The organism is Mesorhizobium sp. M0077 (assembly GCF_040322955.1).
In the GTDB taxonomy this organism is placed as follows: domain Bacteria; phylum Pseudomonadota; class Alphaproteobacteria; order Rhizobiales; family Rhizobiaceae; genus Mesorhizobium.
Genome location: NZ_JAMYUL010000003.1, coordinates 132,027 through 157,284, shown reverse-complemented (window position 1 = coordinate 157,284; position 25,258 = coordinate 132,027). Strand labels below are relative to the sequence as shown.

24 protein-coding genes are annotated in these 25,258 nt (G+C 64.4%); 13 read left to right on the top strand and 11 right to left on the bottom strand.

The window, feature by feature from the left end; translation table 11 throughout:
* Positions 1-68: 68 nt before the first annotated feature.
* From NKJ57_RS07970 to NKJ57_RS07955, 4 genes are all read left to right on the top strand, one after another.
* The gene (locus NKJ57_RS07970) at positions 69-1,154 is read left to right on the top strand and encodes an ABC transporter ATP-binding protein (protein ID WP_352573676.1); all 1,086 of its coding nucleotides are present in this window, start codon (positions 69-71) and stop codon (positions 1,152-1,154) included.
* Between the two features lie 39 nt (positions 1,155-1,193).
* Positions 1,194-2,519: an ABC transporter substrate-binding protein gene (locus NKJ57_RS07965; protein WP_023693796.1), complete on the top strand. Its 1,326-nt coding sequence runs from the start codon at positions 1,194-1,196 to the stop codon at positions 2,517-2,519.
* A 141-nt stretch (positions 2,520-2,660) separates the two neighbouring features.
* Entirely contained in the window at positions 2,661-3,560 is a 900-nt protein-coding gene (locus tag NKJ57_RS07960; protein WP_502902023.1) for a carbohydrate ABC transporter permease, read from the top strand.
* A gap of 1 nt (position 3,561) precedes the next feature.
* Positions 3,562-4,464, top strand: a complete 903-nt coding sequence (locus NKJ57_RS07955) for a carbohydrate ABC transporter permease (RefSeq protein ID WP_023673469.1) — start codon at positions 3,562-3,564, stop codon at positions 4,462-4,464.
* A 31-nt stretch (positions 4,465-4,495) separates the two neighbouring features.
* Here NKJ57_RS07955 and NKJ57_RS07950 read toward each other — a convergent pair whose 3' ends face one another.
* A complete protein-coding gene (locus tag NKJ57_RS07950; RefSeq protein ID WP_352510863.1) occupies positions 4,496-5,200 on the bottom strand; it encodes an SDR family oxidoreductase in 705 nt (234 codons plus the stop codon).
* Positions 5,201-5,317: 117 nt separating this feature from the next.
* Between NKJ57_RS07950 and gcvA the strand changes: the two genes are divergently transcribed.
* Positions 5,318-6,217, top strand: coding sequence for a transcriptional regulator GcvA (gcvA, locus tag NKJ57_RS07945; RefSeq protein ID WP_352510864.1), 900 nt, complete (start codon positions 5,318-5,320; stop codon positions 6,215-6,217).
* A 58-nt stretch (positions 6,218-6,275) separates the two neighbouring features.
* Here gcvA and NKJ57_RS07940 read toward each other — a convergent pair whose 3' ends face one another.
* Entirely contained in the window at positions 6,276-7,379 is a 1,104-nt protein-coding gene (locus NKJ57_RS07940) for a flavin-containing monooxygenase (protein WP_352510865.1), read from the bottom strand.
* A 455-nt stretch (positions 7,380-7,834) separates the two neighbouring features.
* Complete coding sequence (locus tag NKJ57_RS07935) at positions 7,835-8,251, bottom strand: winged helix-turn-helix transcriptional regulator (protein WP_023673465.1); 417 nt, start codon at positions 8,249-8,251, stop codon at positions 7,835-7,837.
* A 136-nt stretch (positions 8,252-8,387) separates the two neighbouring features.
* On the opposite strand from NKJ57_RS07935, the gene NKJ57_RS07930 reads away from it, so the two are divergent.
* The gene (locus tag NKJ57_RS07930; protein WP_023740061.1) at positions 8,388-8,975 is read left to right on the top strand and encodes a dihydrofolate reductase family protein; all 588 of its coding nucleotides are present in this window, start codon (positions 8,388-8,390) and stop codon (positions 8,973-8,975) included.
* A 95-nt stretch (positions 8,976-9,070) separates the two neighbouring features.
* Here the strand turns inward: NKJ57_RS07930 and NKJ57_RS07925 are convergent, their stop codons facing one another.
* Complete coding sequence (locus NKJ57_RS07925) at positions 9,071-9,499, bottom strand: VOC family protein (RefSeq protein WP_352510934.1); 429 nt, start codon at positions 9,497-9,499, stop codon at positions 9,071-9,073.
* A 245-nt stretch (positions 9,500-9,744) separates the two neighbouring features.
* Here NKJ57_RS07925 and NKJ57_RS07920 point away from each other — a divergent pair, with 245 nt between their 5' ends.
* Positions 9,745-10,953 (top strand): MFS transporter, encoded by a 1,209-nt coding sequence (locus NKJ57_RS07920; protein WP_352510866.1) that lies wholly within the window; start codon positions 9,745-9,747, stop codon positions 10,951-10,953.
* Positions 10,954-10,983: 30 nt separating this feature from the next.
* Here NKJ57_RS07920 and NKJ57_RS07915 read toward each other — a convergent pair whose 3' ends face one another.
* Positions 10,984-13,278: a cation:proton antiporter domain-containing protein gene (locus tag NKJ57_RS07915; RefSeq protein ID WP_352510867.1), complete on the bottom strand. Its 2,295-nt coding sequence runs from the start codon at positions 13,276-13,278 to the stop codon at positions 10,984-10,986.
* A gap of 238 nt (positions 13,279-13,516) precedes the next feature.
* On the opposite strand from NKJ57_RS07915, the gene NKJ57_RS07910 reads away from it, so the two are divergent.
* Positions 13,517-14,248 (top strand): DUF2270 domain-containing protein, encoded by a 732-nt coding sequence (locus tag NKJ57_RS07910; RefSeq protein WP_023693804.1) that lies wholly within the window; start codon positions 13,517-13,519, stop codon positions 14,246-14,248.
* Positions 14,249-14,285: 37 nt separating this feature from the next.
* On the opposite strand, the gene NKJ57_RS07905 is transcribed toward NKJ57_RS07910, so the two are convergent.
* Positions 14,286-14,630 carry a hypothetical protein gene (locus NKJ57_RS07905; RefSeq protein ID WP_352510868.1) on the bottom strand — a complete coding sequence of 115 codons (345 nt, stop codon included), beginning with the start codon at positions 14,628-14,630 and terminating at the stop codon, positions 14,286-14,288.
* A gap of 284 nt (positions 14,631-14,914) precedes the next feature.
* Between NKJ57_RS07905 and NKJ57_RS07900 the strand changes: the two genes are divergently transcribed.
* Positions 14,915-15,220, top strand: a complete 306-nt coding sequence (locus NKJ57_RS07900) for a hypothetical protein (protein ID WP_023689804.1) — start codon at positions 14,915-14,917, stop codon at positions 15,218-15,220.
* A gap of 49 nt (positions 15,221-15,269) precedes the next feature.
* Here the strand turns inward: NKJ57_RS07900 and NKJ57_RS07895 are convergent, their stop codons facing one another.
* On the bottom strand, positions 15,270-15,917 hold the full coding sequence (locus NKJ57_RS07895) for a Vgb family protein (RefSeq protein WP_352510869.1): 648 nt from the start codon (positions 15,915-15,917) through the stop codon (positions 15,270-15,272).
* A gap of 29 nt (positions 15,918-15,946) precedes the next feature.
* A complete protein-coding gene (locus tag NKJ57_RS07890; protein ID WP_023685490.1) occupies positions 15,947-17,167 on the bottom strand; it encodes a hypothetical protein in 1,221 nt (406 codons plus the stop codon).
* 389 nt (positions 17,168-17,556) lie between these two features.
* Here NKJ57_RS07890 and NKJ57_RS07885 point away from each other — a divergent pair, with 389 nt between their 5' ends.
* The 3 genes from NKJ57_RS07885 (at position 17,557) to NKJ57_RS07875 (ending at position 19,721) form a co-directional block, all read left to right on the top strand.
* Positions 17,557-18,309: a DUF899 domain-containing protein gene (locus tag NKJ57_RS07885; RefSeq protein WP_352510870.1), complete on the top strand. Its 753-nt coding sequence runs from the start codon at positions 17,557-17,559 to the stop codon at positions 18,307-18,309.
* Positions 18,310-18,395: 86 nt separating this feature from the next.
* Positions 18,396-18,668, top strand: coding sequence for a hypothetical protein (locus NKJ57_RS07880; protein WP_023695475.1), 273 nt, complete (start codon positions 18,396-18,398; stop codon positions 18,666-18,668).
* 48 nt (positions 18,669-18,716) lie between these two features.
* Positions 18,717-19,721 carry a zinc-dependent alcohol dehydrogenase family protein gene (locus NKJ57_RS07875; protein WP_023693809.1) on the top strand — a complete coding sequence of 335 codons (1,005 nt, stop codon included), beginning with the start codon at positions 18,717-18,719 and terminating at the stop codon, positions 19,719-19,721.
* A gap of 18 nt (positions 19,722-19,739) precedes the next feature.
* On the opposite strand, the gene NKJ57_RS07870 is transcribed toward NKJ57_RS07875, so the two are convergent.
* From NKJ57_RS07870 to NKJ57_RS07860, 3 genes are all read right to left on the bottom strand, one after another.
* A complete protein-coding gene (locus NKJ57_RS07870; RefSeq protein ID WP_352463162.1) occupies positions 19,740-21,602 on the bottom strand; it encodes an ATP-binding cassette domain-containing protein in 1,863 nt (620 codons plus the stop codon).
* A 71-nt stretch (positions 21,603-21,673) separates the two neighbouring features.
* A complete protein-coding gene (locus NKJ57_RS07865; RefSeq protein ID WP_352510871.1) occupies positions 21,674-22,819 on the bottom strand; it encodes a sugar ABC transporter substrate-binding protein in 1,146 nt (381 codons plus the stop codon).
* 158 nt (positions 22,820-22,977) lie between these two features.
* Entirely contained in the window at positions 22,978-23,634 is a 657-nt protein-coding gene (locus NKJ57_RS07860) for an SGNH/GDSL hydrolase family protein (protein WP_352510872.1), read from the bottom strand.
* A gap of 166 nt (positions 23,635-23,800) precedes the next feature.
* Between NKJ57_RS07860 and NKJ57_RS07855 the strand changes: the two genes are divergently transcribed.
* Positions 23,801-25,036 (top strand): ROK family protein, encoded by a 1,236-nt coding sequence (locus NKJ57_RS07855; RefSeq protein WP_352510873.1) that lies wholly within the window; start codon positions 23,801-23,803, stop codon positions 25,034-25,036.
* The last annotated feature ends 222 nt before the right edge of the window (positions 25,037-25,258 follow it).

Here is a 25,258-nt window from a genome sequence, read left to right as displayed (position 1 = left end):
GACGGTCGCGAGGCGGGAGAGGAGCGGTTTCCTTCGGGGCGTCGCAAGAAGCATTCGGGAGGAGATCGATGGCGTCTGTCGCGATCGGCGACGTTTACAAATCGTTCGGGACCGTCGAGGTCCTGCACGGCGTCAGTGTGGATATCGACGACGGCGAGTTCGTCACGCTTGTCGGCCCGTCGGGTTGCGGAAAATCGACCCTTCTCAGGATGATCGCCGGCCTGGAAAAGATTTCTCGGGGCGAGATCGCGATCGGGGATCGGGTCGTCAACAACGTTGCGCCGAAAGAGCGCGACGTTGCCATGGTGTTCCAGAACTACGCGCTCTACCCGCACATGACGGTCGCCGAGAACATGGCGTTCTCGCTCATGCTCAAAGGTGTTTCGAAGACCGATTGCGCTACCAGCATTCAGCGCGCCGCCGAAATCCTCGGGCTGGTGCCATTGCTGACGCGATATCCGCGCCAGCTTTCCGGCGGCCAGCGCCAGCGCGTCGCCATGGGCCGGGCGATCGTGCGCGATCCACAGGTTTTCCTGTTCGACGAACCGCTCTCCAATCTCGACGCCAAGCTCAGGGTGCAGATGCGCGCCGAGATCAAGGAACTGCACCAGCGGCTCAAGACGACCACAGTCTATGTCACCCACGACCAGATCGAGGCCATGACCATGGCCGACAAGATCGTGGTCATGCATGACGGCATCGTCGAACAGATCGGACCGCCGCTGGAGCTCTACGACAGGCCAAACAATCTCTTCGTCGCCAGTTTCATCGGCTCGCCCGCCATGAACCTGATCAAGGGCGAGATCGTCACCGACGGGTCTCCGTCCTTTCGCGGCGCCGGGGGAATTTCCGTGCCGCTGGCCGGCGCGCCGGCCGTTGGCAACGGTCATCCGGTGGTGCTGGGAATACGGCCCGAGCATTTGCGGCTATCGTCAGACCAAGGCATTCCAGTCTCCGTCGCGGTGGTCGAGCCGACCGGGTCGGAAGTGCAGATCATCGGCCGCACCGCCGGCGGCGACGAGATCGTCGCCAATTTCCGCGAACGCCATGCCTTAACACCGGGCGAATCCATACGGCTCTCTGCCGCGCCTGGCCTGATTCATCTCTTTGACGGCAAGACCGGAACACGATTTGAAACGCGTAACGGATGGTAAGGACCGCATAGCAAGGAAGATAAACCGGAGGAGACGACCATGAAATTCACGAGACGCGATGTAATCCGCACGACCGCAGGTGCCGCGGCGGGAGCTCTGGGAAGCCGGTTCGTCGGCTCGCCGGCTTTTGCCCAGGAGGGCTTGAAATACAAGCCCGAGGAAGGCGCAAAGCTGCGGCTGCTGCGCTGGTCGCCCTTCGTCAAGGGCGATGAGGATCAATGGCTGGCCAACACCAAGCGCTTCACCGAGGCGACAGGTGTCGAGGTTCGTGTCGACAAGGAAAGCTGGGAGGACATTCGCCCCAAGGCAGCGGTCGCCGCCAATGTCGGTTCCGGCCCGGACCTCATGTTCGTCTGGTTCGACGACCCGCATCAATATCCCGACAAGCTGCACGACGTGACCGAGCTCGGCGAGTATCTGGGCTCGAAATATGGCGGCTGGCACGACGGACCAAAGCAATATGCGACGCGGGACGGCAAGTTCGTCGGCCTGCCGCTGGCCACGATCGGCAATGCCATCGTCTATCGCGAAAGCTGGGTGAAGGAGGCCGGCTTCTCCGAATTTCCGAAGGACACGGCAGGCTTCCTCGAGCTTTGCAAGGCGTTGCAGGCGAAGGGACATCCGGCCGGCTTCACGCACGGCCACGGTGTCGGCGACGGCAACAATTACGCGCACTGGCTGCTGTGGAGCCATGGCGGCCAGATGGTCGACGAGAGCGGCAAGGTGGCGATCAACAGCCCCGAGACGCTAAAGGCGATCGGATACGCGCAGGAACTCTACAAGACCTTCATTCCCGGGACCGAAAGCTGGCTCGACGTCAATAACAACCGCGCCTTCCTGGCCGGCGAACTCGGCGTCATCGCCAACGGCATTTCCGCCTACAATACGGCCAAGATCAACAAGGACAACGATCCGAAGCTGGCTGAGATCGCCAAGGACATCCGCACCACCAACCTGCCGATCGGTCCCGTCGGGAAATCGGTCGAACTGTTCCAGGTGACCACCGCAGTCATCTTCAACTACACGCCCTACCCCAATGCGGCCAAGGCCTATCTGCAGTTCATGTTCGAGGATCCGCAGATGACCGACTGGATCACCTCCTCGGCGGGCTATTGCTGCCAGACGCTGAAGGCCTTCGACAACAATCCAGTGTGGACGGCCGACCCGAACAATGCCGCCTATGCCAAGGCCTCGGCGACGCTGCGCCCCAACGGCTATGCCGGGCCGCTCGGCTATGCCTCGGCGGCGACCATGGCCGACTATGTCCTGGTCGACATGTTTGCCAAGGCGGTGACCGGCCAGGCGACGCCGCAGGAGGCGATGGAGGAGGCGGAGAAGCGCGCCAACCGCTACTACCGCGTTTGATCACGGCACCGCCGGGCAGCGTCTAGTGCGCTGCCCGGCCCGTCGCACAATCCCATGGCGGCCGTTGACGCCGTGACCTGATTCCCCGATGAGGAGCCCTCCATGGCCGTGCCGTCCGTTGCCGCCCAGCCGCGTCCGTCGATGCTTTCGCGGCTCTCCGAAAGCCGCAACGCGCTGGGCTTCGGCTTCATGCTGCCGGCGGCGGCGCTGCTGCTGGTCTTCCTGACCTATCCGCTCGGGCTGGGCGTCTGGCTCGGTTTCACCGATGCCCGGATCGGCCGCCCCGGCATCTTCATCGGCGTCGAGAATTATCAGTACCTTTGGAATGACAACGTCTTCTGGCTCTCCGTCTTCAACACGCTGCTCTACACGGTCAGCGCCTCGATCCTGAAGTTCGTGCTCGGCCTGTGGCTGGCGCTCATCCTCAATGAAAACCTGCCGTTCAAATCGTTCTTCCGCGCGATAGTCCTGCTGCCCTGGGTGGTGCCCACCGTACTTTCGGCCATCGCCTTCTGGTGGATCTACGATTCGCAGTTCTCGATCCTGTCCTGGGCGCTGCAGCAAATGGGCCTGATCGACCACCGCATCAATTTCCTCGGCGATCCGGAGAATGCGCGCGCTTCGGTCATCGCCGCCAACGTCTGGCGCGGCATTCCTTTCGTCGCCATCACGCTGCTCGCCGGCCTGCAGACCATTCCGCAGTCGCTCTACGAGGCGGCCACGCTCGACGGCGCCAGTCGCTGGCAGTTGTTTCGTTATGTGACTCTGCCGCTGCTGACGCCGATCATCGCCATCACCATGACCTTCTCGGTGCTGTTCACTTTCACCGATTTCCAGCTGATCTACGTGCTGACCCGGGGCGGACCGGTGAATGCCACGCATCTGATGGCGACATTGTCTTTCCAGCGCGGCATTTCCGGCGGCCAGCTTGGCGAGGGCGCGGCCATCGCGGTGGCCATGATCCCGTTCCTGCTGGCGGCGATCCTGTTCAGCTATTTCGGCCTGCAACGCCGCAAATGGCAACAAGGCGGCGGAGACTGACATGGTCAAGACGGCCGCGACAAGGAAGGCGAAACGTGGGGATATCGACGAAGGCGGCATGGGCTACCTGCAGAGCCTGCCGCGCCGCGTGGTGACGGTCTATCTGCCGCTGCTGGTGTTCGTCTTCGTGCTGTTGTTTCCGTTTTACTGGATGACGATCACGGCGGTTAAGCCCAATCTCGAGATGACCGACTATGCGCAGTTCAATCCGTTCTGGGTGGTGCATCCGACATTGGAGCATATCCGCTACCTCCTGTTCGAGACCTCCTATCCGGGCTGGCTGCTCAACACGATCATCATCTCGACCGCCGCTACTTTCCTGTCGCTGCTGGCGTCGGTGTTCGCCGCCTATGCGATCGAGCGGCTGCGGTTTTCCGGGGCGCGGCAGGTCGGCCTCGGCATCTTCCTCGCCTATCTGGTGCCGCCCTCGATCCTGTTCATTCCGCTGTCGGTGATGGTGTTCAACCTCGGGCTCTACGACACGCCCTTCGCGCTCATCCTTACCTATCCGACCTTCCTGGTGCCGTTCTGCACGTGGCTGTTGATGGGTTACTTCCGCTCCATTCCGTTCGAACTGGAAGAATGCGCGCTGATAGACGGAGCGAGCCGGTGGCAGATCCTCACCAAGATCGTGCTGCCGCTGTCGGTGCCCGGCCTGATCTCCGCCGGCATATTCGCCTTCACCCTGTCATGGAACGAGTTCATCTATGCGCTGACATTCATCCAGTCCTCGGAAAACAAGACCGTGCCGGTGGGTGTGCTGACCGAGCTGGTGCGCTCCGACGTCTACGAATGGGGGGCGCTGATGGCGGGAGCGCTGATCGGCTCGCTGCCGGTGGTGGTGCTCTATTCGTTCTTCGTCGAGCACTATGTCTCGTCGATGACCGGCGCGGTGAAGGAGTGACGCGCCGGCTCACGCAAGGCAACCGGCGCGGTCAGATCGCGCCGATGATGCCGCCGTCGACGCGGATGTTCTGGCCGGTGATGTAGCCCGCACCTTCGGAAGCGAGGAACGCGATGGTCGCGGCGATCTCCTCCGACGTGCCGTAGCGCTGCATCGGCACGCTGTCGCGGCGCTCCTCGGTGGCCGGCAGGCTGTCGATCCAGCCGGGCAGCACATTGTTCATGCGCACATTGTCGGCGGCGTAGGTGTTGGCGAAGATCTTGGTGTAGGCGGCAAGCCCGGCTCGGAACACGGCGGATGTCGGGAACATCGGGCTCGGCTCGACCACCCAGGCGGTCGAGATGTTGATGATGGCGCCGGCCCTCTGCTTGACCATCTGCGGCGCCACGATGCGCACCGGCCGGATGACGTTCATCAGATAGACGTCGAGACCGGTGTGCCACTGCTCGTCCGATATCTCGAGGATCGGCGCGCGTGGCCCGTGGCCGCCGCTGTTGACCAGCACGTCGATGCGACCGTAGCGCTCGAGCGTCAAATCGGCAAGGCGCTGCAGGTCGTCATTCGACTGGTTGGAGCCGGTGACGCCGAGCCCGCCAAGCTCCTTGGCCAAAGCCTCGCCCTTGCCGGAGGACGACAGGATCGCGACCCTGAACCCGTCCGCCGCCAGCCGCTTGGCCGCCGCCGCGCCCATACCGCTGCCACCGGCGACGACCACTGCCACTTTTTCTACACTCATTTTTCTCTCCTTGGGGTTTTGCGGCGTGTGTCTCGCGACTTCAAAGGATGATATAGCCGGTCTTGCCATCTGGTTCGAACCAGAAAGCCTGAAATCAAGCTGTAGAAAAACTCCTGCATGCCCGAAGCCTTCCTGAGCCTGCCGCCGTTGAATGCGCTGCGTGCCTTCGAAGCCGCCGCGCGTCATCTCAACTTCCGCATCGCCGCGCAGGAGCTGAACGTGACGCAAGGGGCGGTGGCGCAGCATATACGCGGGTTGGAGGCCGATCTCGGCGCAAAGCTGTTCGACCGGCTGCCGCGCGGCCTGGCGCTGACCGACGAAGGCCGCGCCTATGCGCCGAACATCCGCCGCGCCTTCGACCTGATCTCCGAGGCAACGCTGCTGTTGCGGCCCGAACCGGCGCGACTGACAATCAGCGTCACGCCGAGCTTTGCCACCAAATGGCTGATCCCCAAACTGCCGGAGTTCGTCGCGCACAACCCGCTGGTCGATTTGCGAATCCTGGCCAGCGAAAGCCTGTCGAGTTTTCAGGCCGATGGCGTCGACATCGCGGTCAGGCAAGGCCGCCTGCCCTTCGGCGCCGGCCTGATGGTGGATCTTTTGTTTCCACAGCAGATCATCGCCATCTGCAGCCCTGCCCTGCTGCCGACCTGCGCGAACGAGATCGCGCCGACCGACATCCAGCACCACGTCCTGCTGCACGACGCGCACAATCTATGGCCGGAATTCATGGAAAAGGCGCTCGGCCTGAGGATGGCCACCGAGGCCAAACGCATGCGCTTCAACCAGACAGGCCTCGCGATCGACGCCGCCATTGCCGGCCAGGGCATCGCGCTGGCCAGCCGGTTTCTCGTATCCGCCGACATTGCCGCCGGCCGGCTGGTGCAGCCGATCAACGCGGAGATGCGTGGGACGCACGATTTCTATGTCGTGATGCCGCGCAAGCAACGGCACCCAGAACCGACGCAAGCCGTGCGGCAATGGCTGCTGGATGAGGGCGATGCGGCGCGGCTGTGATGGATAGCCGATCTCCCCGCAAGGCGGGAGATCCGCAGCTTGGCCGACGCCGCCCCTTTCAGCCTCGCCGAGCAATGTCGGCCGCCACTGCCTTCGCCTCGCGTCCAATTTCCCTGAGCAGACCGGTGACCGGATTGTAGAAGCCGACGAGGTAGAGGCCGAGTTGCGAGGCGCGGGCGTTGACGCCGCTGCGCTCCGGTTGCAGCTCCGCCGGAACGAATTTCTCGTAGCCCGGGCGGTAGCCGGTGGCGAGGATGACGGCGTCGAACGCTTGCTGCTTGCCGTCGATGAACGTAGCGCCGCGCTCGGTGAAGCCCGCTATGTCGGGCGCGATCTTGATGGCGCCTTTGGTGATGGCGTCGACCGTGCCGACGTCGATGACCGGGATGCGGCCGACTTCGTCGATCTGCTGCAGGATGCCCTGCTTCGGCCTGACGATGCCGTATTTCTCGAGCTTGCCCAGCGCGAAATCGAGGATGATCGGGAACATCCAGTCGTTCAGCGCCTGCGGCATCGGCCGGCTGGCGATGCCGACCATCTGGATCGGCACGCCGAACAGCTGGCGCGGCACGATGTGGACGCCCTTGCGCACCGAAATGGTCGGACGCGCGCCACTTTCCGCCAAGTCGAGCGCGATCTCGGCGCCGGTGTTGCCCATGCCGACGATCAGCACCGTGCGGCCGGCAAAGGGCGCCGCTTGCGTATAGTCGGCGCTGTGCAGCACCTCGCCCTTGAAAGCCTCGATGGCAGGGAGCCGGGGGATGATCGGCTCGGCATTGTTACCGCTGGCGATAACGACATGGCGCGCCTCGAGGTTGTCCGATCCTGTCTCGACCAGAAAACCGCCGTCCCCGAGGCGAATGGCTTTCACCGTCACACCGAAGCGCGGGCGCAGATCGAATTTTTCCGCGTAGTCGTCGAGATAGCGGACCACCATTTCGCGCGGCACGTAGCGCGGATAATTTTTGGGAAAGGGCAGGAACGGCAGCGACGAGAACGACTTGACCGTATGCAGATGCAGCCGCCGATAGTGCCGCCGCCAGGCGGGCGCGATCTCCTGCGATTTTTCGAGCAGGATGAAATCCACTCCTGCCCGCTTCAGGCAGGCACCGACCGCAAGGCCGGCGGGCCCGGCGCCGACAATAACGACAGTGGTGTCCAAGCGATTCTCCTCCCGCTAGCTCCTTAGGCTACGCGTAGAAGCGCAGGCGGGACAAGGCGCGCCTCACCTTCTCCCCTTGTTGGAGAAGGTGGATCGGCGCGCTAGCGCCGAGACGCCTTCGCATCGCGGCGCGCACGCTGCGCATCCTGTCCGGTCTCGGCTCACCCCCGGTGACGAATGTCTATCCCGGCAATCGCCCATGCTGTCGGACGGGCTGCCTGTCGCCCGCCGCACCGCGGTCGAAGAGCTCTACGTGCATGGCGGCATGGGCCAATCGGCATGCATGCCGCTCCCGCCATCGCGCGCTGGCTGGAAGAGGCCGTGGTTCGGGCGATGGCAATCCGAAGCAGACATGGCTCTGGCCACAGCGATTTGCAGGATGGGAAGGGTGAGGCTGCGCGACGTCGTGTCGATGTAGCCCGCCATCGGCCCGAAGGGAGGGCTGGCGTTGCTCCTTAGCCGATATGCTCGGCGCGCAGCTTCTTCTTTATCTGCTCCAGGCCTGCCTCGCCGCCCGTCGCCAGTTCATCGGCGATCCTTGCCAGCTTGTCATCGGCGTTGCGGTATTTGCTGCCCCAGGCGCCGAGCGTCGCCAGCACCGGCAACAGGTCGATGCCCGCCTCCGTCAGCTTGTAGATCGCCTTGAGCTTGTGCGTGGGGTCGTCGCTTCTGGTGACAATGCCCTCATCCTGCAAGGTCTGCAGCCGCTCGGCCAGCGTGCGCGACGAGATGCCTTCGCCTGATAGCAGAAACTCCCGGAAGTGCCTTTTTCCCGCGAAAATCATGTCGCGGATGATCAGCAGCGTCCAGCGGTCACCGAGCAATTCGAGCGACAGGCTGATGGGGCAGCCGGATCTTTCCCTGGTCGACATTTGAATGCTTCCATTTTTAAATCACTTTACTATTGACATCATTTTTCTCTCGTGTCAATGGTTCCGAAAGTAAAGCAATCACCAACGCCACCTGACCTGGCGCTGGTGACACCAGAGCTCAATCAGGAGAACGACGATGAGAAAGCTGATCCTGCAGATGCAGATATCGGTCGACGGTTTTGTCGGCGCGGCCGGCGATGAGCACTGGCAGCTCTGGGAATGGGGCGCCAACTGCCCGTGGGACGACGACTTGAAGCAGGATTTCAACACGGTGTTCGCTGGCATCGATACCATTCTGCTCAGCCGCAAGATGGCCGAAGAAGGCTATCTAACCCATTGGGGCAATGCCGCAAAAAGCTATCCGCGCGATCCCTTCTACGCTTTTGCGCAGCGCATCGTCGAGGCGCGCAAGGTGGTGCTGAGCGACAAGCTCGCGGCATCGCGGTGGGAGCGCACGACGGTTGCCAGCGGCGACCTGCCGCGCGAGGTCAAGGCGCTGAAAGCTGAAGGTGAAGGCGACATGGCGGTATTCGGCGGCGCCGGCTTTGCCTCGGCGCTGATTGCAGCGGGGTTGGTCGATGAGTTCCAGCTGTTCATCAATCCGGCCGCGCTGGGCGACGGCGAGCGGATTTTCGACCGTGGCGGCTTCCGGAAATTGCGCCTGCTCGGCTCTAAAGCCTATGCCTGCGGAATGGTGGTGAACCGCTACGCGCCGGCAATGTGAAGCAGTTCAGCGATTGAATCCGTGGACCGCTTCAACTCTTTGTTTTTGCGAGAACTCCGGACGGATCACCGCAACCCGCTCCTCGTGAACCTGCGCTAGAAATTGATCTCGACCGAAGCGGCACTTCGCTTTGCCGGCCCGTGAAACACCGCCTCGATGTTGTTGCCGTCGGGGTCGAGCAGGAAGGCGGCGTAGTAGCCGGGGTGGTAGGGCCGCTCACCCGGCGCGCCATTGTCGGCCCCGCCGGCATTGAGGCCGGCCCTGTAGAAGGCATCGACCATGGCGTTGTCCCTGGCCTGGAAGGCCAGATGATGGCGCCCGGTCAGTTGTCCTCTCGCCGCCCGGCTGTCGAGGCTTGAGATGAACAGTTCGTCGGCCCAGAAATAGTCCTCGGCCTCGCCGCCGATCGGAATGCCGAGCACCTTGAAGACAGCTTCATAGAAGCGCCGGCTCGCCTTGAGGTCCCTGACCACCAGTTGGACGTGGTCGATGAGGCGGCCGCGATGCAGTTCCATGAGCGATATCTCCCGTCGCGAGACCACAAAGCTAGTGCCGCGGAGCGGCTCGTCAATTCGGCAGTCTATCTTGTCGGCGCGCTTGGCAGCCTTACACCCTGCTTTTGTCATATCGGATGGACTTCCACGCAGACCGGATAAAAAATGCAACCGGATTGTCGGATTCGAAATCCCGCCAACGTCCTTCGGACGCAAGCGGCGCAACGGAGCTGGAGCGAGTGGCGCCGCATCGAAACCGATCTCGGGAGAAGAGCATGAACAATTCCTACCGTTGGGTGATCGTCGCGTGCGGCGCGCTGATGACCTGTGTGGCGCTCGGCGCGATGTTTTCGCTGGCGATCTTTCTCGAGCCGATGGCGCTCGACACCAACTGGTCGCGAACCGGCATTTCCAGCGCCATGACGCTGAATTTCTTGGTGATGGGTGCAGGCGGTTTCGCCTGGGGCGCCATCTATGACCGTGTCGGCGCTCGCCCGGTGGTTTTTGCCGGCGCGGTGCTGCTCGGCCTGTCGCTGGTGGTGGCGAGCCGAGCCCAATCGCTGCTGGTCTTCCAGCTGAGCTATGGCGTCATCGTCGGGCTGGCGGCCAGCGCCTTCTTCGCGCCGATGATCGCGCTGACCACCGCCTCGTTCGAGACCCATCGCAGTCTGGCCGTGTCGCTGGTCTCGGCCGGCATGGGCGTGGCGCCGATGACCATCTCGCCCTTCGCGCGCTGGCTGATCACCGCCTACGACTGGCGCACCGCCATGTTCGACATCGGCATCATGGCCTGGGTGCTGTTGCTGCCGGCCGTCTTCCTGGTGCGCCAGCCGTCGACGGCGGTCGCGGCAGCGGATGGCAGCGCGCCCGCGCCTGCCGCGGCCCCCGGCATGTCAGTCGGCCAGGCGCTGCGCTCGCCGCAATTCCTGGTGCTGGGTATGACCTTCTTCGCCTGCTGCGCAGCGCATTCGGGGCCGATCTTCCACATGGTGAGCTATGCCATGTCGTGCGGCGTGGCGCCGATGGCAGCCGTGTCGATCTACAGCGTCGAGGGCCTTGCCGGGCTTGGCGGGCGCGTGCTCTACGGCGTGCTCGGCGACAGGCTGGGCGCCAAGCCGGTGCTGATCGTGGGCCTCGCCATCCAGGCGGTGGTGATCGCCGCCTATCTCGCCGTCGGCAATCTCGAGCAGTTCTATCTCCTGGCGATCATCTTCGGCGCCACCTATGGCGGCGTCATGCCGCTCTATGCGGTTCTGGCGCGCGACTATTTCGGGCCGCGCATCATCGGCACGATACTTGGCGCCGCGACCCTGTTGTCCAGCCTCGGCATGTCGTTCGGCCCGCTCGCCGGCGGCATGATCTTCGACGCCTATGCCAGCTATTCCTGGCTGTTCATCGGCTCGGCGCTGATCGGACTCGGTGCTGCCGGCATCGCCATCGCCTTCCCGCCGCAGCCCGGCCGAGAGAGGCTGCAGGCGGCATGAGCGAAATTTCCCCTCGAGGGGAAATACTCATCACCCTGTCCCCGTTCCCGAGCGCAGCTCTTCCCTGCCCTCGTCGTCGCGGCTGAGCCTGGCGTCCGAGATCAGCACCACCGGGCATTGGCAGCGCTGCAGCACGCCGGTGGTCGTCTCGCCGAAGAAGAGTTCCTCGCCAGGGCGCCGCGCCACGCCCATGACGATCAGCGCCGCCCCCCTGCCGGCCTGGCGGGCAATGGCATCGGCGGCGGCGGCCCGGCTGCGGATGGCCGTCTCGATCTCGACGCCATAGCGGTCGGCTAGTGCGACGGTATCCTTCAGCACCGCCTCCCTGCGGCGATGCGAGACAGTGTCGCGCGGTTCGTCGCGGCCGACGCGCGCGACATAAAGTATCTTGACCCGCGCACCCGTGACCGCTGCAATCGCCAGCGCCATTTCGGCACCCCGGCGGGCGATCGCGGTGCCGTTGACCGGAACCAGAATCTTCCCGCCTTCAGGTCCTAGCCTTGGCATCTGGCGGCCGGCGCCGGTCGCCTTCAGCACCAGGCATAGCGGGCCCTCGAAGGCGCCGGCGATCTCGTTGATGCGGCGGGCAAACCCACCTTTCGACGTGACCGCGCGGCCGAGCCCGATCAGCAGCAGCCCATAGCCTTTGCGCGCCTCCTTGGCAACCGTTTCGGCCGAAAGCTCGGCCTCGTGGCGCCGCGTGACAGGCGCCGCGCGGGCCAGCTCCTCGTCCGAACTCCTGGCGGCCTCGCGGCTGTCCTCGGCACCCTTTTCGATCGGCTCGAGCTTCGCATCCGTGCCGGGCTCGGCCTTCTCCCCCTCGCCTCGGGCATGCAGCACCGTCGTCGGCCTGCCGGCGCCCACGACTCCTGCGAGGTAAGCGGCAAAGCGGCCGACAACGCCCTCATCGGTCACCACCAGCAGTCGTTCCAGATTGGCGATGAAGCCGCGTTGGTCGATCTCCTCGCGCTCCAGACGCTTCTTCTCGTTCTCGCCCATCGGCAAGCGGCCGAGTGCCCAACGCAAGGTCGGCGGCATGGCGAGCGTGGTGATGACGGCCATGGTCACGATCATGGTGAAAAGATTGTGCGACAGAACGCCGATCGACAGGCCAATAGAGGCGACGATGACTTCGGTCGAGCCGCGCGCGTTCATGCCGCAACCGACGGCGATGCCTTCCTTGCGGCTCATGCCGGCAAGCTCGGCGCCGATGAAGGCGCCGGCGAATTTGCCGAAGCTGGCGATCAGCACCAAAGCGGCCGTGAGTAGCGCAAGCTCGTGGTCGACAAGCACGGTGAGATCCGCCGAAAGGCCGGCGACGCCGAAGAAAACCGGCATGAACAGCGCCATGATGACGCCGCGCAATTGCCCTTCGATATGACGCGACAGGATCGGCGATTCCCCAACCAGTATGCCGGCGACGAAGGCGCCGAGCACGGTGTGGACGCCGATCAGATCGGTGATCAGCGCCATTGCGCCCATGATGGCGAGAATGACGGTGACGACGGCGTATTCGCTGCGGAACGTATCGTTGGTCCAGCGGATGGCGTCGAAGACGATGCGGCGGCCAATCGTGAAGGAAAACCCCATGAAGGCGGCGACGCCGACAATGGTGAAGGCAAGGCTGCCGAGCTCGATGCGCCCCTTGGTGGCGATGCCGATGGTGATGGCGATGATCACCCAGCCGATCGTGTCCTCGATGATGGCCGACGAGACGATGATCTGACCGAGATCGCGGCGCATGAAGTTCATCTCGCGCACCACCATGGCGACGATCTTGACCGAGGAGATCGACAGCGCCGTGCCGAGGAAGAGACCGGCGACAATGCGCTCGGTTCCGTCGGCCAGCAGCGAGGCCGGCATGAACTGTGCGGCGGTGAAGCCGAGCGCGAAAGGCACGGCGACGCCCGCGGCGGAGATGGAAAAGCACGCACGGCCGACCCTGCGCACCAGCCGCAGATCCGTCTCCATCCCGGTGAGCAACAGAAGCATCAACACGCCGAGCTGGGCGATGGCGCTGATCATGCTCTTTTGGGTGGCGTCGCCTGAAAAGATCACGCGTTCTGCTTCCGGCAATAGCCAGCCGAGCAGCGATGGCCCGAGCAGGATGCCGCCGATGAGCTGACCCATCACCGCCGGCTGGCCGAGACGCTCCAGCAATTCGCCGATGCCGCGGCCGACGAGAAGCAGAAGGAGGATTTCGAGAACGAAAATGCCCTCGCTGGACATGCCGGTCTTTTCGGCTGCCAACGATGCGGCCGGCATGAATGCGAAAGCTGCCGCGGCAAGCGCGACCGGCCGGCGCCGGTTGACCACGAAGGACATGCACCCCCTCATCGTGCCCGGTATAACGTTTGCGGGCAAGATCGGTTGCACGCCACGCTCCCTTGGCGCGCCGCGGGTTCCTCATTACCTGAATCGCATAACGGGCCTATCTGACTGCGGATAAACCGCCGAGACCCGGGCCGGCGACGGAACATTTTCAACCGATTGCGCGTTGCGCGGATGGGGATGACCGGCGTCGTTTCGGCCGGCCATGGCGTTGGGAGGCGCGTGGCAAGGGATGTCCCAGGTCAAGACCGTGAAAACCGACGAAGCGGCTGCAGCGCCGCGGGCCTCTGATGCGTTCGCGCTGAAGCTCACCTCATCGGAATTCGTGGCCACCATGTCGCATTTCCACCGCGCCGAAATCGCCCGCATGGCCGGCTGGCGCGACCGGCTGGACCGTACCAGCAACTGGGCGATTACTGTCGTCGCCGCCATGCTCTCAGTCTCACTGTCGACGCCCAGCGCCCATCACGGGGTGCTGCTCTTTGCCATGCTGCTGACCACGCTGCTGCTATGGATCGAGGCGCGGCGCTATCGTTTCTTCGACGTCTACCGGGCCAGGGTGCGCCAGTTCGAGCGCTATTATTTCGCGCAGATCTTCTCGCCGCAGCCCGACTACGCCTCCAACTGGCTGGCCATCGTCGGCGAAGGCCTGCGTTCGCCGCGCTTCCTGATCTCGCAACGCGCGGCGTTGGTGCGCCGGCTGCGCCGCAACTACATTTTCATGTACACGATCCTGATGCTGGCGTGGGTGCTGAAGATCACGACGCCCAGTCTGCAGCGCGAAGGGTCGCCGATAGGCTTCGGCGCGTCATTTCTCGACGCCGCGCGCGTGGCGCAGCTCGGCCCGGTTCCAGGCATCTATGTCGCGTGCATGGTCGGGCTGTTCTATGTCGGCCTGCTCGCAGCCGCTTTCCTCATCTCAAGCGACGAGGGCGAGCTTTCGCATGGCACCGTGCATGTCTGAGAGCGGCCTCGAAAAGCGCAATCTGCCGCGGTGATCTTCAGCAGACATTGTCGACCATCAGAGCGGTCGCTTCCGACCGGCTTGCGGCTTCCTCAACTGGAAGCCGTGCGCGATGGCGCTTGTAGGCGGTGAGCGCGATGACCAGCACGCAGCGTACGGCGTTCAGCCAGTTGATCGCCGCCAGAGCGGGATCGTTCAGATTGATGTGGGCGTAGAGTCCCGTCGTGGCGTTGGCGCCTGTCCACAACAGCCAGGTCGCGTAGGAAATCGCCGACGCCCCGTGCCTGTCCCGGGCCACCCGCACGATCTGCGGCAGGTAGGACACCACGCGCAAGCCATTGAAAATAGTGAAGAGATAAAAAGACAGATCAGCAAGTGTCATCCGAAACCCCTGTCATGGCCGGACGTCCCATAGCGTTCCTTGCAGTGGCGGCATGTGAGCCCGTTCACATGCCGGCTTCGATTTTCCTGTTGCGCCCCGGCATCCGGATTCTTTCGCCATGGGGGCGTTCGCCGTGAGCCAGCCCGACGAGGTCGACATGAACCAGATCTTGTTTCGGCCGACGGCGCGGGAGTACTAAACAGATCTCGTGCTTGGGCAAAGTTCGGGTTGACCGCTGCCAAGAGCGCAGCGACTATCCCTGCAACGTGCAGGAGGACATGAGAATGGACGAACCCGATCGCTGGCGGCACATGGCGAGCGCGCCCAAGGACGGCAGCCGCATCCTGGTCACGGTCAGGCCATCGGAACAGGGGCCGGCCGAGGTCGACCTCGCTTACTGGTCGCGCGCCGACCAGTTCGGCACGGAGGGCTGGCGCTCTTCCGATTCGTCGCCAGGACGGGTGATCGAATACCCCGAACCGGAGTTGAAATGCTGGATGCCGCTGCCGACGGCCAATCTGAGCCGGGCTTCAATGCCAAGTCCGTGGCAAGGCGAAGACGTCCCGCTGCTCGACGGCTCCGGGATATGATCTCGGCGGGACGTTTCGCACCATAAGGCGAACGCCGCCGGCCGCGGCCTTATACGCTGCCGGCCGATCTGGGCCGGCGCACCGATCGCACCATGCCGCCGGGGCCGCTGCCGCAGAAGAAGCGGTCGCCGCCGTCGGATTCGAGCCCGGAAACGCCCACCCCTGCCGGCATGTCGAGCCGTTCCAGCACCTTTCCGCTTTGCGGATCGACGCGCCGGACATCGCTCTGGTCGCCTTCCCAGGTGCCGTGCCAGAGCTCGCCATCGACCCAGGTCACTCCGGTGACGAAGCGGTTCGAGTCGATGGTCCGCAGGATTTTCCCGGTCTCGGGATCGATCTGGTGGATCTTGCGCTCCCGGTTCTGCCCCACCCAGAGCGTGCCCTCGGCCCAGGTCATGCCGGAATCGCGGCCGCCGCCGGGCGCCGGGATGGTGGAGAGCACCTTGCCGGTATCCGGGTCGATCTTCTGGATGCGGTCCCCGGCGAGCTGAAACAGATGCCGGCCGTCATAGGCGGTGCCGGCATGGGCGGCGACATCGATCGAGCGCAGCGTCTCACCGCTTGCCGGATCGAAGGCGGTCAGCCGCTCGCCCGTCGCAAACCAGACATTCTGTCCGTCGAAGCTCACGCCGTGCACGGTGTCGACATCAGGAAAGGGCCCGTATTCGCGCAGGATTTCCGCTGCTGAATGTTTCATGTCCTGGTCCTCGATCATGGTCACCTTTCCTAGCCGTTCGGCAGCGGCGACGGGAGTAACAAGGTGGTCGTGAAACCAGCGACCGGTGGCGTCATCCAGCGCCGCGCCCGGCCGTGGCCGAAGGACTGCACTTTGCCGGTCTCGGCCAACTGCTCGAGCGCCCGCTGTACGCTGCGCTGTCCGGCGCCCAGCGCCAGCGCCAACGCCGAGCTGGCCCAGGATTCACCATCGGCCAGGAAGGCCAGCACCGCGGCGTGCCGCTCCTCGATCGGCCGCGCCAGCACCGCCACGGAGCCTGCTTCGCGCGGCTTTAGCGCAAAGCCCTGGCTGGTCGCGCCGATGCCCGCCAGCGGCCGCAATTCGGCGCGCAGCCGGCCGATCTCGACCCGCAGCCTGGCGCGATGCGATTCATCGGCATGCCGGCCGCCAAAGGCGCGGGCAATCAGCGTCGCCCTCGGCACATCCGCCGGCCAGGCTTCGGCAAGCGCGCGCGCCAGCGCAAACAGCACCGGCCGCGTTGCCAGCGAGATCGTTGTTTCCTGCTTGTGCACGATATAGCGGAACGTATCGACGACCAGCGCGCGCGACGCCTGCAGCGCCTCGACCTCTTCGAGCAACAGCGGATGCTCCTCGCCGCCTGCGATCAGCCGCGCCGCCGGCGTCTCCAGCGCCAGGAAGGCGCTGTCGACCTCCGCCATGAGACCCGGAATGCCGGCCCGGCGGGCGGCATGGCGCGCCCACTCAAGGGCTGCGCGCGCGGCCTTCGTCTTCAGGCGCCGCATGGCGATGCCGGCAACCGCGAGTTCATGCGCGGCGCGTGAGGCCGGCGGAAGCGGCGACGGATCGAGCCCAGCCAGCACGTCTTCAGCCTCGTCGAGGCGGCCGATCAGCAGCAGGCGGCGCACTTTGAGATGCCCGGCATGCGCCGCGTTCAGCCGGTCGCCATGCTTTTCCAATGTCGACCGCGCCGCGTCGAGCGCCTTGGACGGCCAGCCGAGATCACGCGAAACAAGTGCGATCTCGGCTTCGGCGACAACGCACCTGGCGCGCGCCACCGCCTCCTTTGGACCGAAGGCACGGCCGGCCCTACGCAACAGTACTTTGGCGCGATCGAAATCGCCGAGCTGCGCCATGGCAATGCCGCGCAACGCCAGCGCCGGGGCATCCTCGCGCAAGGCGACGCGGTCGAGTGCCGCCAGCGGATTGCCCGCCGCCAGCGCCAGCCCTGCCGCGGTGATCAGCGAGTCCATGCAAATCCCGTCACATTTGTAACTCCCACCGCTCCCCTTACCGGCCCTAACTTAAGTCACCACCGCCAAGCAGCAAGCCGCGGACGGCGACCTAGCCATCTGGACTGGTTGAAGACGCCCAGGCCTGCGTTGACGGCAATATTCGCATTCGCTAGCCTGAGCATCTCAGACAGTCTCGTTAAGCTTCTCAATAAGGAAAAACCGACCATGCCTGCTTCCGAGGACTTCGAGCCCACCGTGCGGCCTCGCCACCCCTGCTGCGGTGGCCCGCCTGCAAATGCCGTCACATTTGTAACTCCGCCCTCGCCGCCTCGCGGCCCTAGCCTGCCTCACGATCAACAGGCAACGACAAGCCACAACGGCTCAACAACTGGCAAAGGAAACAAGCAATGACCAAGCACGTGGCAATGAAGACCCCACCGGTCGTTTCAAGGCAGGAATGGGAAGCCGAGCGCGAAAAGATGCTGGTGAAGGAAAAGGCAACGATGCGCGCCAGGGACGCGCTGTCGGCCGAGCGCCGGCGCATGCCATGGATGGAAGTAGACAAGGCCTATGTGTTTGAGGGTCCCAACGGCAAAGCGAGCCTGCTCGATTTGTTCGAGGGCCGGCGGCAGTTGATCGTCTACCGCGCCTTCTACGAACCCGGCGTCCACGGCTGGCCCGAACATGCCTGCCGCGGCTGTTCGCTCGGCGCCGACCAGGTCGGCCATCTCGCCCATCTGAACGCCCGTAACACCACGCTTGCCTATGCCTCCCGCGCGCCGCAGGCCGACATTGCCAGCTTGAAGCAGCGGATGGATTGGGAGATGCCCTGGTACACAATCACCGACAGTTTCGACAAGGATTTCGGCGTCGACGAATGGCACGGCCACAACGTGTTCATCCAGGACGGCAAGAAAGTGTATCGCACCTACTTCATCAACAACCGCGGCGACGAGCAGATGGGCACGGTCTGGAGCTACCTCGACGCAACGCCGCTCGGCCGCCAGGAAATCTGGGAGGATTCGCCCGAAGGCTATCCGCAGACCGAGCTCTACAGCTGGTGGAACTGGCACGACAATTACGACGCCGCACCCGACAAGACGTGGGAGGAAGTGTCGGCGGCCGGCGAAGCCGCGTTCCGCAACAAGGACGGCAAGTAAGGACCTGGAGCGGCGCCCATCCAGCTTGGTTTCCTGTCCCTCACGGGACAGGAAACCCGGGCATTGATCATCAAGGGATTACGACCATGAGCGATATCGGCACAGGCACCGGCAGTGAGGTCCCTCAACGCTCCGATGCAGTTTCTCTCCGCACCGCCGAGTGGCTGTGCCTCGCCGCGGCCCCTGTTTTCGCCGTGATGGCGCTGCTTACCTGCATTCACGCTGGCGACGGCGTCATGTCGTGCCTGGGGGCCGATGCCTCCCCGCTCACCGGCATGCCGGTGATGTATCTCTTGATGAGCGCCGTCCATCTGGCGCCTTGGCTGCGCGTGATTTCCGGCCGGCCGGTCCGGCGATAGGCTGGACCGCCGCCGCCATGCTAACGCTCTTTACGTCGGAGAGAGACTATGAAGCTGGTCAGGCTGAGAGCGCCGGGCGGGTTGGACAAGCTAGACCTGGTCGAGGAGGATCAGCCCCGGCCTGGGCCGGGAGAAATGCTGGTCAGGATTCGCGCCTGCGCGCTGAACATGCGCGACGATTTCGCCGTACAGGGCAAGGTGCCGCTCGCCGACGGCCGCGTGCCGCTGTCGGATGGCGCCGGCGAGGTGATCGCGATCGGTGACGGCGTCGACACGTTCAAGCCGGGCGACAGCGTCGTCAGTGTTTTCTACCCCTGGTGGCTGGCCAGCGACATGAGATCCGATACAAGCCGCGACATTCCCGGAGACAGTTTCGACGGCTTCGCCAGCGAGTATGTGTGCATGCCGGCGCAGGCCTTCACCACGGCGCCGGCGGGCTATACGCATCTCGAGGCGGCAACGCTGACCTGCACGGGCGTCACCGCCTGGCGCGGCCTGGTGACATGCGGCAAGGTAAAGCCCGGCGACACGGTGCTGATCCTTGGCACCGGCAGCGTGTCATTGTTTGCGCTGCAATTTGCCAAGGCCGCCGGCGCAAGGGTCATCGCCACGTCGTCCGATGAAGAGAAGCTGGAGAAGCTCAGACGACTCGGGGCCGACAGCGTCATCAACTACAAGGCGGTGCCGGAGTGGGGCGGCAGGGCCAGGGAACTGACGGACGGACGCGGCGTCGATCATGTGATCGAGGTCGGCGGACCGGCGACGCTGGCGCAGTCGATAGCGGCCTGCCGGACAGGCGGGCATATCGCACTCATCGGCGTCCTGACCGGCTTTGCAGCAGAAGTTTCAATCCCGGCGCTGTTTTCAAACCAGATCCGCATCAGCGGAATTTCCATCGGCAGCAAAGCCGACCAGCAGGACATGATCCGTGCGATAGAGGTCAACCGCCTGAAGCCTGTCATCGACAGCAGCTTTCCACTGCAGGATATCGCCGCCGCCTTCAGGCACTACGAAGCGCAAAGGCATTTCGGCAAGGTCTGCCTCGAGCTTTAGATCCTGCGATCGGCATTCCTACCCAGCGGCCGGCGCCAGCGTCCCGCTTGCCATCAGGCCCCAGAGCTGATCGGCGGTCAGCTGTTTGGCCGAGCCGTCGTAAGCCACCCTGCCGAGGCTGAGCACGACGATCCTGTCGGCCAGCGCCCTGACCGTCGACAGGTCGTGCGTGACCAGGATGACGCCGGTGCCGCTGGCGGCGATCGAACGGATCAGCTTGACGACCTGCGCGGTCTGCTTGACGCCGAGCGCGGCGGTGGGCTCGTCGAGGCAGATAAGCTTGACGTGATCGGCAAGCGCGCGGGCAATGGCGATGGACTGCCGCTGGCCGCCCGACAGCGAGCGCACCAGAACGTTTTCGTCGCGAAGCGTGACGCCCAGCGCGGCAAGCCGGGCACGACACTGCTCGGCGGCCTTTCGGTCGTCGCGAACCGGGAAGACACCGAGCCAACGCCGCGTTTCCTCACGCCCGAGGATCATATTGTGGGCGACGCTGAGGTTCGGGCAGAGCGCCAAATCCTGATAGACGGTCTCCAGGCCGGCGCCGCGTGCATCCTGCGGGCTCCTGAAGGAAATCGGCTGGCCCTCGAGGGTCATCGCGCCGGCATCGGGCCGGATGGCGCCCGAAATAATCTTCACCAGCGTCGACTTGCCGGCGCCATTGTCGCCGAGCAGACAGACGATCTCGCCTTTGCCGACCGTGAAGCTCGCCTCTTCCAATGCCGTCAGCGCGCCGTAGGATTTGCGGGCGTCGGCAATCGAGAATGCCGGACCTTGCGGGGCTTCTCCATTGCCCTCCGTCACGGCAGGGCCGGCCGAGGCGACGGCACCATCGTCCGCCACCGCGAAGTTGGTCGCGGCGGCCCGAGCGCGCCGGCCGCGAAAACCGATCGCAGCCTGGTCGGCCACCAACGCCAGCAACAGCATGCTTCCCACCGAAATGGATTGCCACCATGATTGCAGGCCGACGAAGATCAGTCCTGCATTGAGGATGCCGATGGTGGCAACGCCGATGGCGATGCCGAGCGGCCGGCCGGAGCCGCCGGAAAAAGCGACGCCGCCTAGGATGGCGGCGGTGAGCACGTCGAGCTCGAAGCGAACGCCGATGGTCGGCGTGATGCTGCCGAGGCGGCCGGCGATCAGCACCGAGACCAGACCGATCAGCAAGCCATTGGCGGCGTAGAGGCCGACCACCGTGCGCCCCACCGGAATGCCGCAGAGTTCGGCTGCGCGCGGATCGCCGCCTATGGCGTAGAGCCTCAAGCCGGTGACCGTGCTGGTCAGGACAAAGGCTCCGGCGACAAAGACCAGCGCGGCGATGATCACGGTGTACTGGATGCCGAAGATCTTGCCCCGCCCCAATTCGAGCAGAGCCTCGGGAAAACCATAGACCGCGGTGCTGGAGACGACGAAGGCAAGGCCGCCATAGAGCGCCAGCATCGCCAGCGTGACGATCAACGGCGAGATGCTCAGCCTGCGCACCAGCAGACCGTTGAGCAGACCGAGCAAAAGGCCCAGACCCAGGCCGACGCAGATTGCCAGCAGCGCGCTCTGCGTCGCCACCGCGACCTTGGCAGTGATGATGCCGATCAGGGCGACCATGCTGCCGATGGAGAGGTCGACATAGCCGGCGATCAGCAGCGCGGAGGTGCCGAGCACGGCGATCAGGATCGAGGTCGAGTTGACGCCGATGACGACGAAATTGTCGAGGCTGAAGAACGATTTGTTCAACAGCGAGAAGGCGACGATCAAGCCGAGCGCGACCAGCGCCAGCCCGATGCGGCCAGACGCTTCGCCCGGCGCCTTGACGCCCGGCAGCAAGGATGAAAACCGGCCCGTTTGCAGCGGTGTCGTCCCCGTTCGAAGGCTGTCTGTGCTCATGCTTGCCTCTCACTGAAGCGGGCGGTTTCAGGTCAGGCTGAACCGCCCGTATCGCGCGGGAAAAACAGGCGCTACTTTGCCTCGGATGACCAGGGGAAATTCACATACTGGGCGCGCGTATCGTAGCAGATGTTGCCGTACATCCTGAGATAGATATCGCGGCGCTTCGGGTCCTTGTAGACCGCGGCCGGGTCGGCGACGTCGGCCTCGTACTGGGCCATGTAGTCGCTGGTCAGCGCCACCGGCAGGATATCCATCGCCTGCGGGATGCTCTTGCCCTCCAGCCAGTCGGCCGCGTGCTGGCCCATGGCATAAGCGAAGACCGGCGACGCCAGGCTGATGCTTGCCTTGTAGGGACCGCCGCCTTTCTTGATCGCGGCGACCGCTTCCGGCTCGCCGTCGATGCCGCCGAGGAACTGGTCCGGCCGCGCCTTGCCCGCCGCTTCCAGGGCAGCCAGCGCGCCGAGCACGACGGTGTCGGCGCCGAGCACGACATCGACGTCGGGATGGGCCTGGAGAATGGTGCTCATCGTGGCAAAGCCGCCTTCCTTGTTGACGGGATTGGGTGAGATGTCGGCGACGATGGTGACACCGGGCATTGCCTTGAAGATGTCGCGCATGGCGGCAAAGCGCGGCGCCAGGAATTCCATGCTGTCATGCGACAGGATGACGACATTGGCCTTGCCGCCGAGCTTTTCCTTTATGTAGGCTGCGGCCGCTTCGGCCAGCACCTTGCCGGTCTCGTATTGCGGCGCATTGAGCAGCGACGTGGCTGGCGGCGGCACGATGGTGCCGACATAGGCGCCCGACCAGATAAGCTCCTGCAGGCTGCGGCTCATCGAGGCCGGGTCCACGGGCGCCGCCACCAGACCGCCGATCTTGGAGGCGAGAAACAATTGCACCTGCTCGACCCCCTTGGCGGCGTCATTGTTGGCAAGCGCGCGGCGATATTCCAGCCCGCGATCCTTGGCGGCGGCGGCCAGGCCGCGGTCGACGCCCTGCATGAATTCACGCTCGTTATCCTGCGCGAAGGCCAGCACCTTGTTCAGGCCGGGCGGTTGGCTGCAGGCCGGCGCCTTCGGATCGAACGGCGCAAATACCGCCGGCTTGGTGAGCCCGGCCGGGCCGTCCTGCGCGCTTGCCAGAATGGTACCGCCCGCGAGCACACCGGCAACGCCGAGCAGCGTCGCCAGCATCATGTTCCTGTCAGATCGCATTTTACTTCCTCCCTGTCGTTGATTGTTGCCGCGCATCGCAAGCCTCGCGGTCGCTACTCTTCCCAGTCTCCCCAGATACCCACCTTCCCGCTCGCAAGTCAAAACTTTTTCCAGTGGAATTAATTAATCAGAGATAGTCGGGTGACTCGCCCACGCGATCACGCCTTGCCGATCAGCGACTGGACGACTTTGGCCAATTCCGTGCCGAGCACGCGATGCGCGTCGCTGTCGAGGTGAATGCCGTCTACCGCGCTCGACTCGACGACGTCGCCGGCGTTGAAGAACGCGGCGCCGGCGCGCCGGGCCGCATCGCGGAACAGGCCGGCAAAGTGCATCGACTTTGCGGCGCCGCCCAGGAACATCTGGCCGAACCAGTCGACCTCCAGCATCGGCGGCGGCGCTACTATCAGGACCGCGGGCGCCACGCCCGCGGGGCCAGCTTCGCTGCGCAGGACAATTCTGGCCAAAATCTCAATGGAATCAGCGACGTCATTCGGCGTTACCGAGAACCTATGCTTGAGATCGTTGGTGCCGAGCATCAGGATGACGAGGTCGAGCGGCATATGCGTTTCCAGGCACACCGGGAGCGATTTGAGCCCGTTCTTGTGGAGACCTTCGATCGGATCGTCGTGCACGGTGGTGCGCCCGCCCTGCCCTTCTTCGATCACATCCCATCCGTTGCCGAGCTGGCGGCGCATGATGCCCGGCCAGCGGCGGTCGGGCGTGAAGCGGTGCCGTCCGACGCGGGCCAGGGTGGGAATGGCGCCATAGGTATTGGAATCGCCAAAGCACATGATGGTCCGGGTCTGCGTCACGGCATTGCTCCTCCAGGCTTGCATACTTTGAACGACAGCAGGCCGGCCGGCGTCAACTACATTTTTCCATCGGGTGGATTTAAGTGTTGCCTTGCCAGGCCCGCATTGCTACGTCAGCGCTTTGATCGGCTCGCCTTGCGGCCAACCTCCTTGCGCAGGGGAAAGCGTGACCGGCACCAGCTTCTTCAGTCTCGAAAAGATCGCCGAGGGCCGCAGCGGCGGAACCACGCAGGCCGAGAGCCGCATCTACAACGAACGCCTGATCGTCTCGCTCATCCGCCGGCACGGGCAGCTGGCCAAGACCGATTTGACGCGGCTGACCGGGCTGGCCGCGCAAACCATCACCACCATCGTCAACCGCGCCGCCGACAACAAGCTGCTGCTGCGCCTGGAGCCTTTGCGCGGACGGCTGGGGCAACCCTCGGTTCCCTATGCGTTGAACCCGAAAGCCGCGTACGCCTTCGGCCTCAAGGTCGACCATCGCAGCGCCGATGTCGCCCTGGTCAATTTCGTCGGCGACGTGATGGCGTTCGAACGCACACTGTTCGACTATCCGACGCCCGTCGAGGTGATGAAATTCGCCAAGGGCGCCATCGCGCGCATGTGCCGCAAGCACAGATCGATAGAGCAAGACCGCATCGCGGGTCTTGGCATCGCCTCGCCATTCCATCAGTGGAACCTGAGCGAAGAGGGCGCGGTGCCGGCGAGCAGGCTGGATGCCTGGAGGGAAATCGACATTCGCGCCGAACTGGACCGGGCGTTCGACTGGCCGGTGTTCCTCTACAACGACGCCACGGTGTCGGCCGCGGCCGAACTGATGTTTGGCGCCGGCGGATCGCGCGCCGACTTTCTCTATGCCTATGTCGGGCACTTCATCGGCGGCGGCCTGGTGCTCGATCATCACTTGTTCCCCGGCCGCAACAAGCTGGCCGGGGCGCTGGGCGACATGCCGGTGCCCGCGCCGGGGCGCAAGGGCGACCGGATGACCCCGCTGCTGCGCGTCGCTTCGCTGCATTCGCTGGCCGGCAAGCTCAACGACCAGGACAATGGGGACGAGGGCGCCGGCCGCATCTGGTCGTCGCCCGACAACTGGGGCGACCTTGGAGAGCCGCTCACCGCGTGGATCGATGAGGTTTCGGACGGGCTTGCCTATGCCGCCCGCAGTGCCGTTGCCTTGCTCGACATCGACAATGTGGTGATCGACGGCGCCATACCGAATGGCGTGCGCAAGGAGATCGCCAAGGCCATGCGCAGAAAGCTGGCACGGATCCTTGTCGATCGCCCCGAGCCGTTCTCCGTCATCGAGGGGACGTTTGGCCATCTCGGCCCCGTTATCGGCGGCGCCAGCATTCCGTTGCTGGTGAAATATTCGAACGACAAGGAATTGCTCTTCAAGGAATAGGCGCGCAGCCGCCGGCACCAGGCATTTCGAACTGTGAGACTTGTCACATACCTGCTCGTGAAGCGCGTGCTACTTGCACCCTGCGGTCGGTCGACGCCGAAAGAAATCGCCTGCCATGGTCTGGCGGTGACGGGCCTTTCACTTTATGCTGTGGCAGGTTGCATACTCTCAACGGACCTTGATGCCGCAAGCGGTGTTCTCGTCGGCGTCAGGCCGCGACCA